At 70.0% G+C, this 12,245-nt stretch carries 11 protein-coding genes and 1 pseudogene; 4 read left to right on the top strand and 8 right to left on the bottom strand.

Annotation, left to right across the window (positions count from 1 at the left end; all coding sequences use genetic code 11):
- Positions 1-35: 35 nt before the first annotated feature.
- The 3 genes from ACWDGI_RS26600 to ACWDGI_RS26590 form a co-directional block, all read right to left on the bottom strand.
- A complete protein-coding gene (locus ACWDGI_RS26600; protein ID WP_450763019.1) occupies positions 36-539 on the bottom strand; it encodes an N-acetyltransferase family protein in 504 nt (167 codons plus the stop codon).
- Positions 540-605: 66 nt separating this feature from the next.
- On the bottom strand, positions 606-1,214 hold the full coding sequence (locus ACWDGI_RS26595) for a DUF1349 domain-containing protein (protein WP_450763017.1): 609 nt from the start codon (positions 1,212-1,214) through the stop codon (positions 606-608).
- A gap of 121 nt (positions 1,215-1,335) precedes the next feature.
- Positions 1,336-2,865 (bottom strand): aldehyde dehydrogenase (NADP(+)), encoded by a 1,530-nt coding sequence (locus ACWDGI_RS26590; RefSeq protein ID WP_450763015.1) that lies wholly within the window; start codon positions 2,863-2,865, stop codon positions 1,336-1,338.
- 145 nt (positions 2,866-3,010) lie between these two features.
- On the opposite strand from ACWDGI_RS26590, the gene ACWDGI_RS26585 reads away from it, so the two are divergent.
- Both ACWDGI_RS26585 and ACWDGI_RS26580 read left to right on the top strand, forming a co-directional pair.
- Positions 3,011-3,784: an IclR family transcriptional regulator gene (locus tag ACWDGI_RS26585; protein WP_351694752.1), complete on the top strand. Its 774-nt coding sequence runs from the start codon at positions 3,011-3,013 to the stop codon at positions 3,782-3,784.
- A gap of 81 nt (positions 3,785-3,865) precedes the next feature.
- Positions 3,866-5,323, top strand: a complete 1,458-nt coding sequence (locus ACWDGI_RS26580; protein WP_450763013.1) for a peptidoglycan D,D-transpeptidase FtsI family protein — start codon at positions 3,866-3,868, stop codon at positions 5,321-5,323.
- Between the two features lie 81 nt (positions 5,324-5,404).
- On the opposite strand, the gene ACWDGI_RS26575 is transcribed toward ACWDGI_RS26580, so the two are convergent.
- Entirely contained in the window at positions 5,405-6,856 is a 1,452-nt protein-coding gene (locus tag ACWDGI_RS26575; RefSeq protein ID WP_450763012.1) for an NCS2 family permease, read from the bottom strand.
- A 308-nt stretch (positions 6,857-7,164) separates the two neighbouring features.
- Between ACWDGI_RS26575 and ACWDGI_RS26570 the strand changes: the two genes are divergently transcribed.
- Complete coding sequence (locus ACWDGI_RS26570) at positions 7,165-7,737, top strand: SigE family RNA polymerase sigma factor (RefSeq protein ID WP_450763010.1); 573 nt, start codon at positions 7,165-7,167, stop codon at positions 7,735-7,737.
- On the top strand, positions 7,734-8,585 hold the full coding sequence (locus tag ACWDGI_RS26565) for a hypothetical protein (protein WP_450763008.1): 852 nt from the start codon (positions 7,734-7,736) through the stop codon (positions 8,583-8,585). Before ACWDGI_RS26570 ends, ACWDGI_RS26565 begins: the two co-directional genes overlap by 4 nt.
- 9 nt (positions 8,586-8,594) lie before the next feature.
- Here ACWDGI_RS26565 and ACWDGI_RS26560 read toward each other — a convergent pair.
- The 4 genes and pseudogenes from ACWDGI_RS26560 to ACWDGI_RS26545 form a co-directional block, all read right to left on the bottom strand.
- Positions 8,595-8,894, bottom strand: a pseudogene (locus ACWDGI_RS26560) (right-handed parallel beta-helix repeat-containing protein); the annotation flags it as partial.
- Between the two features lie 147 nt (positions 8,895-9,041).
- Entirely contained in the window at positions 9,042-9,839 is a 798-nt protein-coding gene (locus tag ACWDGI_RS26555; RefSeq protein WP_450763006.1) for an HAD family acid phosphatase, read from the bottom strand.
- Between the two features lie 118 nt (positions 9,840-9,957).
- On the bottom strand, positions 9,958-11,070 hold the full coding sequence (locus ACWDGI_RS26550) for a right-handed parallel beta-helix repeat-containing protein (protein WP_450763004.1): 1,113 nt from the start codon (positions 11,068-11,070) through the stop codon (positions 9,958-9,960).
- A gap of 22 nt (positions 11,071-11,092) precedes the next feature.
- Positions 11,093-12,223 (bottom strand): pectinesterase family protein, encoded by a 1,131-nt coding sequence (locus ACWDGI_RS26545; RefSeq protein WP_450763002.1) that lies wholly within the window; start codon positions 12,221-12,223, stop codon positions 11,093-11,095.
- Positions 12,224-12,245: the final 22 nt, after the last annotated feature.

Below are 12,245 nucleotides of genomic sequence, written 5' to 3'. Positions count from 1 at the left end.
GTCTCTCAACTGCCTGAACCTTCAATCAGCCCGCTTCATTCCCCGCCCACCGTGTACCGCAGGTACAGATGGTGGTCACCGTCGGCGGGCGGTTGGTCCGGGTCCGGCACCCAGCCCTGGCGGGCGTAGAAGGCCTGGGCCCGCCGGTTGTCGGTGTGCACGTCGAGCACGGCCGTCCGCCTGCCGTCGGCGCGCCACTGCTCCAGGCAGGCGCCGTGCAGGGCGGTGCCGACCCCGGCCCGCCAGTGGTCGGGGTCGACATGGAACTGGAACAGCTTGACCGTTTCCGCGGGCCCGCCCTCCGGTGTACGGAAGGAGGCGATCGCGGTGATCACGCCCGCTTCCACCACGCACAGCACCTGCCCGTCGGGCCGCTCGACTGCTCCCCGCCAGGCCGCCGTCCAGTCGACGTCGTCGTCCGGGAGGCCGTCCGGGTAGTACGTCGACCGGGCCCGGTGGTGCAGCGCGGCGATCTTCTCGGCCTCGGCGGGCAGGGCCGTACGGATCACCCGCAGCCCCTTCAGAGGGTCCCTGATCATGCAACGGAGGACGCGATCAGGCCCGCGCCGGTTCCAAGGCCGTCCTTCTCGCCGTGGTCTTCCCGCTCAGCTTCCGTCGCGGAGATCGGCCGGCCAGTCGGGCCTGAACTCGATGTGGTCGTACGTCACCACACATCCCTCCCCTATCGGCGACTGGGTCATGAAGCCGACCAGGGCGCCCTCCGTCTCCTTCTCCCCGCCCAGCGTGAACAGCCGCACGAAGACCCACCTCTTGCCGTCGCGGGAAGCGTGGAAGGCGAGCGCCCGCCCGGTCCGGCTGATCCGCAGCCAGACCGAACTCCCCTCCACCGTGAAGGCGTTGGAGTCGTCGGAGTGCCCCCGGGTGACCACCGTGCAGACGGTGGGGACGTCCGGGGAGTTCTCCAGACAGAGCTTGGCCCAGGCCCGGTCACCGACGTGGACGTACAGCACACCGGCGTCGAAGGCGGCGCCGAATCCGACGGTGACCCGGGCGATCAGCTGGAAGTCCCCCTCGGGCGCCCCGAGCAGCCGGGGCGCGTCCGAGGCGGGATCCAGGGCCTCCCCGGTGGGCGACACGAACCGGTCCTGCCGGGCCCCGGCCCACCCGGTGAGCACACCGCCCTCATAGAACCAGTGCCCGTCGGGCCCGTAGGTACGGAGGGGAAAGGGAAGTTCGGGAAGTTCCACGTCCATGGTCGGATTGTGTCAGGGTCACTTTGAAACAGACGCAGGGGCAGCCGACTTCAAGGGGCGCGGGGAACTGCGCGAGCAACCACGAACCGGCACACCGCAACGCACCCGCGCCCCCTCGGCGCTACCGCTCCAGCACCCCGTTGAACCGCCGAGGAAGCCCCAGCGGATTCTCGTCCCGCAACTCCACCGGCAGCAGAGCCTCCGGCACCCCCTGGTACGCCACCGGCCGCAGCCACCGCTCGATGGCCGTACCGCCCACAGAAGTGGACGTGGACGTCGTAGCGGGGTAGGGCCCACCGTGGTGCTGGGCCGACGCCACGGCAACCCCCGTCGGCCACCCATTGACCAGCACCCGCCCGGCCAGCGGCGTGAGCTCCGCGAGGATCTCCGCCCCGAGACCCTCCCCCGCGGCCTCCTCGGCGGAGACGTGCACCGTCGCCGTGAGATTCCCCGGCAGCCGCGACAGCACCGCCGTCGCCTCGCCCCGGTCCGCGTACCGGACCACCACGGTCACCGGCCCGAAGCACTCCTCCAGGAGCAGGTCGTACGCCCCCTCCTCGGCCAGCCGGCTCGCCGGCACCGTGAGGAACCCCGCGCTGACGGTGTGCTCGCCGCCCGCGCCCGGTGTCACCGGGCTCTCCACGTCGGGGAGTTCGGCGCGCTCGGCGACCCCGGCGACGAAGTTGTCCCGCATCCGGTGGTCGAGCAGCACGCCCGCGTCGGTGTCGCTGACCGCGTCCGTGAGGGACTTGACCAGGCCGTCACCGGCGGCGTCGGCCGGCACCAGCACCAGGCCCGGCTTCACACAGAACTGGCCCACGCCCAGCGTCATCGAACCGGCGAGCCCGGTGCCGATCTCCCCGCCGCGCTCGGCGGCCGCGGCCTCCGTGACCAGGACGGGGTTGAGGGAGCCCAGCTCGCCGTGGAACGGGATCGGCACCGGACGCGCGGCGGCCGCGTCGAACAGCGCACGGCCGCCCCGCACCGAACCGGTGAAGCCGGCCGCGGCGACCAGCGGGTGCCTGATCAGCTCGATGCCGGCCTCGAAGCCGTGCACCAGACCGACCACCTCGGCGGGGATGCCGTGCTCGGCCGCGGCCCGGCGCAGCACCTTGGCGACCAGCTCGGACAGGCCCGGGTGGTCGGGGTGGGCCTTGACGACGACCGGGTTGCCCGCGGCCAGCGCGCTCGCGGTGTCGCCGCCGGCGACCGAGAAGGCGAAGGGGAAGTTGGAGGCGGAGTAGACGGCGACGACGCCCAGCGGGACCTTGTAGCGGCGCAGGTCGGGGACGGGCGGGGTGGCGGTGGCGTCGGGGTGGTTGACGATGACGTCGAGGAAGGCGCCCTCGTCGACGATGTCGGCGAAGGCCCGCAGCTGGTAGGTGGTGCGGGCGAGCTCCCCGGTGAGACGGACCGGACCGAGCGCGGTCTCGGCGTCGGCGGCCTCCACGAGGTGGCCCTTGGCCGCGTCGAGTCCGGCGGCGGCGGACCGCAGGAAGGCGGCGCGGACCGTGCGGTCGGCGAGGGAGCCGCGTGCGGCGTGCGCCGCGGTGACGGTGGTGTCCACCTCCTCGGCTGTGGCTTCCACCGCAACCTGTTCACGCTGCTTCCCGGTACGCGGGTCGACACTCCAGACTGGTGCTGCTGCCACCGCGGGTTCCTCCATGAGTTGCGTTCTGCCGCAGAGCCGGGTCACTCACCAGGGATGTTCGATATACTGAACGCTATCTCTGATGATGAATATGCTGTTGGAGACTATAACCTCGGTTTCTCGTCCAACGAAGGGGTCAAGGGCGATGTCGGCAGGCGAGACAGGCGGCGGGGCACAGGTCAAGTCCGCGGTACGGACCGTGGAGTTGCTCGAGTACTTCGCCGGCCGGCCCGGTATGCACTCCCTCGCGGCGGTCCAGGAGGCCGTGGGCTATCCCAAGTCCAGCCTCTACATGCTGCTGCGCACCCTGGTGGAGCTGGGCTGGGTGGAGACGGACGCGACCGGCACCCGGTACGGCATCGGGGTCCGGGCCCTGCTGGTCGGCACCTCCTACATCGACGGCGACGAGGTGGTCGCGGCGGCCCGCCCGACCCTGGACCGGCTCTCCGACGACACCACGGAGACCATCCACCTGGCGCGCCTCGACGGCACGAACGTGGTCTACCTGGCCACCCGCCAGTCCCAGCACTACCTGCGCCCCTTCACCCGGGTCGGCCGCCGGCTCCCCGCGCACTCGACCTCCCTGGGCAAGGCGCTGCTCGCCACCCACACCGACGAGCAGGTCCGCAAGCTGCTCCCGGAGACCCTCCCGGCGCTCACCGAGCACACCCTCACGGACCGCGAGAAGCTCATCGAGGAGCTCCACCAGATCCGTGAACAGGGCTTCGCGATCGACCGCGAGGAGAACACGCTCGGGCTGCGCTGCTTCGGGGTGGCGATCCCGTACCGCACCCCGGCCCGCGACGCGATCAGCTGCTCGGTCCCGGTGGCCCGGCTCACCCCCGCACACGAACAGATGATCAAGGACGCGCTGTTCGACGCCCGGGACCGCCTGACGCTGGCGACGCGACGGCTCTAGCGCGGCGCCGCATGAGCGGACGATGAGAAATCCGCCCGCACGGGAACGGACGACCCGTCTTCGCTCGTCTGTCTGAGCGGAATGAACAAGACGATCAGGCGAGCGTCCGTCTTCGCGCTGCTGCTCGTGCTCACTCTGCTGGTCAGGGCGACATGGGTGCAGTTCTACGACGGCCAGGCCCTCGCGGACGACACGGACAACCGGCGCAACGCGATCGAGACGTACTCGCGGCCGCTCGGGAACATCATCGTGGCCGGTGACTCGATCACCGGCTCGGCACGGACCCTGAGCAGCAGTGACCTCAAGTACAAGCGCACGTACAGGGACGGCAGGCTGTACGCGGCCGTGACGGGCTACGCCTCGCAGGCCTATGCCCCGACCCAGCTGGAGGGCATCTACCAGGACCTGCTGAACGGCACCGACACACGGCTGAAGACGGTCATGGACACGGTCACCGGCCAGCGCGCCGACCCGGGCAACGTGATCACGACGATCGACCCGGCCGTCCAGAAGGCGGGGTACCGGGCGCTCGGCGACAAGAAGGGCGCGGCGGTCGCGATCGACCCGAAGACCGGCAAGATCCTCGCGGTCGTGTCCACCCCGTCGTACGACCCCTCCTCGCTCACGGACGCCAACACGGCCGGTGTGGCCTGGAAGAAGCTGACCGCCGACGCGGACAAGCCGCTCACCAACCGGGCGCTGCGCCAGCCGCTGCCGCCGGGTTCGACGTTCAAGCTGGTGGTCGCGGCGGCGGCGCTGGAGGACGGCCTCTACGCCAACGTCGACGACAAGACCCACAGCCCGAACCCGTACACCCTGCCGGGCACGACGACCCCGCTGCGGAACGAGAGCAGCACGGCCCCCTGCGAGGACGCCTCGATCCGTACGGCGCTGCGCTACTCCTGCAACAACGTCTTCGGCAAGATGGCCGTCGAGCTCGGCCAGGACAAGGTGCGGGCGATGGCCGAGAAGTTCGGCTTCAACAACGCCAAGCAGGACATCCCGGTGCGGGCCTGGGCCAGCGTCTACCCGTCGGACATGGACAAGGCCCAGACCGGCCTCTCCGGCATCGGCCAGTTCGACGTCACGGCGACCCCGCTGCAGATGGCCATGGTCTCCGCCGCGATCGCCAACGGCGGCAAGCTGGTCTCGCCGCACATGGTCTCGCAGATCACCGACAGCGGTGGCGACGTGCTGAAGAACTACGACGACGACACCAGCACCGAGCAGATCGTCAGCTCCGGGACGGCCGAGCAGTTGCAGTCCGCGATGCAGACGGTCGTCGAGCAGGGCACCGGCACGAACGCCCGGATCGACGGCGTGACGGTGGGCGGCAAGACGGGCACCGCCCAGCACGGCGAGAACAACTCCAAGACCCCGTACGCCTGGTTCACCTCGTACGGCAAGTCCGACGGCACGGGCAAGGAGGTCGCGGTGGCGGTCCTGGTCGAGCAGTCGGACGCGGCGAGGACGGAGGTCAGCGGCAACGGGCTGGCGGCGCCGGTGGCGAAGGCGATGATGCAGGCGGCGTTGAAGTAGAGCGCCCCGTAGGGGCGCGGGGAACTGCGCGACCAGCCACGAACAACCCGCGGCCGAAAGCGCACCCCCGCGCCCCACCCCCTACTTCACACCCAGCACCTGCTCCACCGGATCGATCGCGAAGTACACCAGGAACAGCGCCGACACGACCCACAGCAGCCAGTTGACCTCCTTCGCCTTCCCCAGCACCGCCTTGATCACCACGTACGCCAGGAACCCCGCCCCGATCCCGTCGGTGATCGAGTAGGTGAACGGCATCGCGGCGATCGTCAGGAACGCCGGGATGGCGATCTCGTACTTGTCCCAGTCGATGTGCTTGACGTGGGTCATCATCAGGAAGCCCACGGCGATCAGCGCCGGCGCCGCCGCCTGTAGCGGCACGATCGTCAGCAGCGGCGTCAGGAAGAGCGCGAGTCCGAACAGCCCGCCGGTGATCAGGTTGGCGAAGCCGGTGCGCGCCCCCTCGCCCACCCCCGCCGCCGACTCGATGTACGCCGTGTTGGAGGAGGCCGAGCCCACACCGCCGGCCACCGCCGCCGCGCCGTCGATGAACAGCACCCGTCCGATGCCGGGCACCTGCCCCTTCTCGTCGAGCAGCCCGGCCTCCGCGCTGATGCCCACGATCGTGCCCATGGCGTCGAAGAAGTCGGACAGGATCAGCGTGAAGACCAGCAGGACGGCGGTGAGGACGCCGGCCTCGGCGAAGCCGCCGAACAGGCTGAAGTGGCCGAGGAGTCCGAAGTCGGGGGTGTCGACGATCTTGTCGGGGACCTTCGGCGTGGTCAGGCCCCAGCTCTTGATGTCGGCGACCGAGTCGATGACGATCGCCACGACGGTCATGGTGACGATGCTGATCAGGATCGCGCCCTTCACCTTGCGCGCGACCAGTGCGATGGTCAGGAGCACGCCAAGACAGAAGACCAGTACGGGCCAGCCGGTGAGCCGGCCGACGGCGCCCAGCTGCACCGGCACGGTGGTGTTCGCGGCGTCCGGGATCCGGCTGACGAACCCGGCGTCGACGAAGCCGATGAAGGCGATGAACAGACCGATGCCGACCCCGATCGCCTGCTTCATCGCCTGCGGGATCGCGTTCATGATCGCTTCACGCAGGCCGGTCACCACCAGCACACAGATCAGAATGCCTTCGAGGACGACCAGGCCCATCGCGTCGGACCAGCTCATCAGCGGCGCCAACTGGAAGGCCACCACGGCGTTGAGGCCGAGCCCGGCCGCGATGGCCAGCGGCAGGTTGCCGCCGACGCCCATGATGACCGTCATCACACAGGCCACCAGCGCGGTGGCGGTGACCAGTTGGCCGGTGTCGAGGGTGTGGCCGAACTTGTCCTTGGCGCTGCCGAGGATGATGGGGTTCAGGACAAGGATGTAGGCCATGGTGAAGAACGTGGCGAAGCCGCCGCGTATCTCCCGGCCGAAGGTGGACCCTCGTTCGGAGATCTTGAAGAACCGGTCGACGGTGTTGCCGGCAGGTGGCGGGGCGCTCTGCCGCTCGTCCACCTTCTGCGACTCGGACATGGTCGTACTCCTCGTTGCCTGAGCGATCGTGTGCGGATGCTGGCTGGATTGTTCCCGCGTCGAACCGGTTTCAGGTTTTCTCCGTGTTACGGAATCAGGCCCGATGGACTCCGGTCGCCCGGACCGCCACCGAACCCCCGTACGGCACACACAAAAAGATCACTGCTACGCTCCGGATCTCGCCGGAACGTTCCTCCGCACGTTCGCATGTCGATCCACCTGTCATTCGCATGACACAGGCACGCATGGCACAGGCAGGCATGACACAGGCGCGCATGGCGCGGACACCCTGACAGAAGAGGTCACCCGTGGGCACAGTCGTCGACGACGCCGCCTCCGCGGAGTTCCATGCCTTCTTCGAACGCCACTACGCCGAACTCTCCCGCCTCGCCCACATGTTGACCGGCGAGGCCGACGCCGCCGACGACCTGGCCGCCGACGCGCTGCTGGCGCTCTGGCACCGCTGGGACCGGGTGCGCGCGGCCGACCACCCGGTGGCCTACGCCCGGGGTGTCGTCGCCAACCTGGCCCGCACCCGCATCCGCAGCGCCGTGCGCGAGCGACGCCGTATCGCCCTGTTCTGGTCGCCCCGCGAGGAGAAGACCGAGAACCCGGACATCGCCGGCGTGGTCGACGTCCAGGGGGCGCTGCGCCGCCTGCCGTTCCGCAAACGGGCGTGTGTGGTGCTTCGGCACGCGTTCGACCTGTCGGAGAAGGACACCGCGCTCGCCCTCGGGATCTCGGTGGGTACCGTTAAGAGCCAGACCTCGAAGGGCATGGCCGAGCTGCAGAGACTGCTCGGCGACTCCCAGGGTGTGCCGCAGCGGGTGCACGCGGCGATGGGGCCGCGCGCCGGTGAGAGCGGAGGAAGGAACCGATGAGGCAGCAGGACGTGCACGACGAGCTGCGCGCCCGGCTGCACGAGACGGCCGAGGAGCACGAACCCGACCGCGCCCGCATCCTGGCCCGGGTCGAGCGGGGCATGGCCGCGCAGGGCCGCCCCGGCCACCGCGCCACCCTGCCGCCCCTGTTCGGCTGGGTCCGGGTGGTCAGCGCCACGGCGGCGGTCGCCGCGGTCCTCGGCGTCGGCGGCTACGCGGTCGCCTCGGCCGTGAAGGACCCGCCCACCGAGAGGACGGTCGCGGTGTCGCCGACGCCCTCCGCCTCGCCGGACGCGACCAGCCGCCCGCCGTCCCGCACCGCCGCTCCGCCGGCCCCCGGCGTGCCCTCGACCCACTCCTCCCCCAAGGCGAGTTCGACGCCCTCGGCGACCCCGAAGGCCTCCGCCACCCCCGCGGCACCCGTCGTGAGGGGCGAGCAGGACGGGCCGCTCTGGTCGGACGGCTCGGTGGACCCGCACAGCAACGACTTCTGGGCGCAGTCCGACGTCACCCTGAAGACCTCCGCGCAACTGACCGCGCTCACCGTGCGGTTGAAGGTGGCCCAGACCGGCGGGGTGTCCGACGCCGGAGCCTGGCGCTCCCTGCCGGAGACCGACTTCACGCAGTCGGTCACCGAGCGGGACGGCTTCCTCGTCTATACGTGGACGCTCAAGCCGGGCAGCAAGGTCGCGGTCGGCGAGTGGGTGTTCGCGGGCCAGTACAACCACGAGCAGGGCGGCCGCGACGCCAAGAAGGACGGCTACACGATCACCGGCAGCGCGGGCGGCAGGCAGTACGCGGTGACGGGCGACTTCGCTACCCAATCGACAGCCGACGGGGACTCATAGGCAAGCAGCCTTCTCGCTGGTGTAGGCCTTGAGCGTGATGCGGCTCGCACCGGTACCGCCGGCCGTCGACTTGAGGGTGGCGGTCGGGTAGTAGGTGCCCGCGCGGACCTGGATGACGGTGCCGGCGGTGGCGTGCGCGACGGCCGACTCCAGCTGTGCGGTGGTGGAGACGGTGACCGTGCTGGTGGCGGCCTGGGCACCGCCGTTCGACAGGCCGAGGTAGACGCCGCCCGCGCCCGCCGCGACGGCCACCGCCGCGGCGATCGAGAGGGTACGGGTCCTGCGGTGGCGTCCCGTGCTGAAGCGCACTGGGCGTTCCTTTCCTTGACGTCGCCGATGACGACGTGCTGACGAGGGGAGCGAAACGGGCCGGAGGGGCTGCCCCGGCCCGTTTCTGTCTCCCAGTCGCCACCGCGGCCGGAAAGGGTTGCCGCGTCCGCCGCCGAGGCCTGCGGCCTACGACACGAAGTACGTCGGGTTCGGCAGCTTGTACGTGCGGTCCGCGTGGCCGCCGTCCAGGTCCGAGTACTGGTCGCCGAAGTTGGCGATGATGTCGTACCCGAGGTCCTTCTCGATGTGCTTACGGGTGCCGGACTTGTACTGCACGGTGGTGCAGGTCCAGCTGCCAGCGGTGGCGCAACCGCTCAGGTACGACGGCGGGTTGGCCGCGTCCTTGAGGAACATGTGCCCGGCGTCGAGATTGACGTCGGCGCCGATCTTCTTCAGGTTCTCGACGGCGGCGGTGCGCTGTGCCTCGCTGAGACCGGAGTTGTAGAAGACCTCCACCCCCTTCTGCTTCGCGTACTGCACCAGCTCGGCGCTGCCGAAGACTCCCGGGCGGTCGGCCTTGTTGACGTAGGCCGCCCAGGTGGCGGAGTTGTACGTGTAGTTGTAGCGCTTCTCGTAGTCGAGGCTGAGCAGCAGCGTGTCGTCGATGTCGAAGACGACCGCGGGCTTCTCGCCCTTGCGGTGGGCCTTGCGCGCGGCGCGGTCGATGTAGCGCTGGGCGTCCTTGTCGAGATGCGCCAGGTCCTTGGCGTACGGGCTGGTCGGCGACGCCTGGTAGACGCCGCCCGCGTCGGCGGCCGTGCCGTAGTAGGTGTCGATGTCCTTCACCAGGAGCCCGATGTTGTAGGGCTCGTGGGTGGAGTTCGCGGTCTTCTGGCCGGCGGTGGCGGCACCGGCGCCGTAGAGGGCGCCGGCGGCGACCGCACAGGAGGCGGTGATCGCCGCGATGCGGAGTGACTTATGCATGACAGGAGTTCTACGCGCGTCATCCTGGTGGGCGCGAGTCCCGTTGCCTGATCGATATCTCATCCACAGGCAAAAAACGGGTCAAGCGCCCTGGAGGGATTGGTTCCGGATGTCCGGGTCAGTCCATGGTGGCCCCGATGGCGGTGCTGGCGGTCGTCAGGAAGGTGGTCGCGGGCAGTGTGCCGCTGGAGCTGCGGGCGTTGTACGTGCTGCTCGCGTCCGTCGACTTGAACGCGGGGGTGCCGATCCCGCTGTCCCAGTTGTTGCCGGCCGACACGACCGAGGAGCCCTTGCTGACCAGGCCGCTCCCGTTGCTCACGGCGAGGTTCTTGCCGAGCCGGGCGGCGCTGGTGGCGAAGTAGTAGCCCCAGTTGCCGTTGGCGTAGGCGGTGGTGCGGTTGATGACGATCGCGCCGGTGTTGGAGTTCTCGGTGAACCCGTTGCCGGCGTTGCCCCAGGCGGCCGAGTTGTTGACGACGTGGGCGACCACCTCGCCGTCGCCGCCCAGCTTGTAGCCGTTGCCGTCACCGGCGAACGCGGAGTCGCCCCAGCGGTTGTATCCGTTGCCGAAGGACCAGGTGTGCTCGATGGTGACCGGCGAGGAGAAGGACCAGAAGTCGATCCCGTCGTCCGAGTTGTCGTAGGTCCGCGCCGCCGAGATCAGGTTCCCGGTGCCCGAGCCGAACTTGACGGCGATACCGTCGGCGTTCTCGCCGTGGGTGGCGGCGTCGTAGTTGCCGTAGGAGTCGATGTTCTTGACGGTGTTGTTCACCGTGCCGTCCCCGGTGAGCGTGAAACCGGAGTCGCCGCCGTCGATGGTCTTGATGTTGTTCCAGTTGGTTCCGGTGCAGGACTGGCAGACGACCGCGCTGTCCGGGGAGTTCTGGAAGGTGATGTCGGAGACGTTCCAGTAGTCGGCGGTCAGCTTGAGGATCCAGGAGCCGGAGGGCAGCGAGGACCCGTCGATCTTCACGGTCTCCGAGCCGTACGCGGTGAGGGTGACCGGCGACGACGAGGTGCCGTTGGCGGTGGACTGGAGGGTGGCGGTCGGGTAGTAGGTGCCGCCGCGGACCTGGATGACCGTACCGGCGGTGGCGTTCTTGATGGCGTTGGTCAGGTCGGTGGAGTTGCTGACCACGACGGTCGCCGCGTGCGCCGGGGTGGCGAGCACGGCGAGTCCGAGCGACGCCGTGGTCACGGCGAGCGCGGTGAGAAAGCTGATACGACGCATGACGTGCGGGTCCTTTCGTCGATCAGGGCCGGCGGACGGGTTTCCAGTCGCCGAGGTAGGCGGCGGGGGTGTGCGACACGGCCTCGGCGGCGCTGAGCTGGGGCCGGTTGTCGGGGACGGTGATCACCGCGCCCGGCCCGTGGTTCCGGTACTCGTGGAACCGCATGGACTGCCAGGGATAGGCGTCCCGCATGTTCGTGTAGGGGGCGACGGCATCGATGCCCGGGCCGATGAGACTGTCCCGCACGACCAGCGAGGGCCAGGCGGTGGGATCGGAGCTGGGCACCCAGGGGCGGGCCAGCTTGTACGCACCGTCCTGCGCTCCGGAGGAGAACCGGCAGCGGACGGCGAGGAACCCGTGTGCATCGGCACGGGCGGTCGAGGGCGCGAAGACGAACCCGTACGGGGCGGCCGCCAGGTCGGTCCGGTCCAGGGTGCGGAAGTGGCACCGCTCGTACACCGCGGTCGCCCGCCCGAAGACGAAGTCGACGTCGCCCTCGGCGTAGCAGTCGGCGAAGTACTGGCGGGCGAAGACGCCGAGGGCCGTCGAGTCGGCGTACAAAGTGTCCTGATGCCCGAGGAAGCGGCAGTGGTGGAAGGCGCTGCGATCGCCCTGCGCCTTGAGGGCGACGGCCTGGGTGTCGGTGATGTCCGGGTGGTCGGCGCGCAGCCAGTCGTTGGCGAAGGTGATCCAGCGGGCGGTGAAGCCGTCGGCCTGCACGGTGGCGGTGGCGGAGCCGGTGGTGCCGTAGGTCCCGCCGCCGGGCTTGGCGGTGCCGGCCGCGTTGTCGTGGACGATGACGACGTCACGCGGGTCCTCGGAGGCGCCGATCCAGGTGGCCTCGGCGCGGGTGGTGTCGAGGGCGACCGTCTCCCGGTAGACGCCCGGGGCGAGGACGAGGGTACGGCCGCTGCCGGTGGCGGCGGTGACGGCGGCCTGGACGGTGGTGAAGTCGCCGCGGCCGTGCGGGTCGACGTACAAGGTCTGCGGGGTGAGACGGCGTTCGGGCGACCCGTACCGCCCGAACGGACGGCGGCCGCCGACGACGGCCCGCGCGGGGCCGGTGGCGAGGCCGAGCGCGGCGCCCGTCCCGGCGCCAGCGATCAGGAAGCCCCTTCTGGACAGGGGCGGTCGTGGATGGTGCGAGGGCATGCGGATGCTCCTTCGCGGTGCG

Source organism: Streptomyces sp. NPDC001220, assembly GCF_053597895.1.
This window is presented reverse-complemented; position numbering and strand designations above follow the sequence as displayed.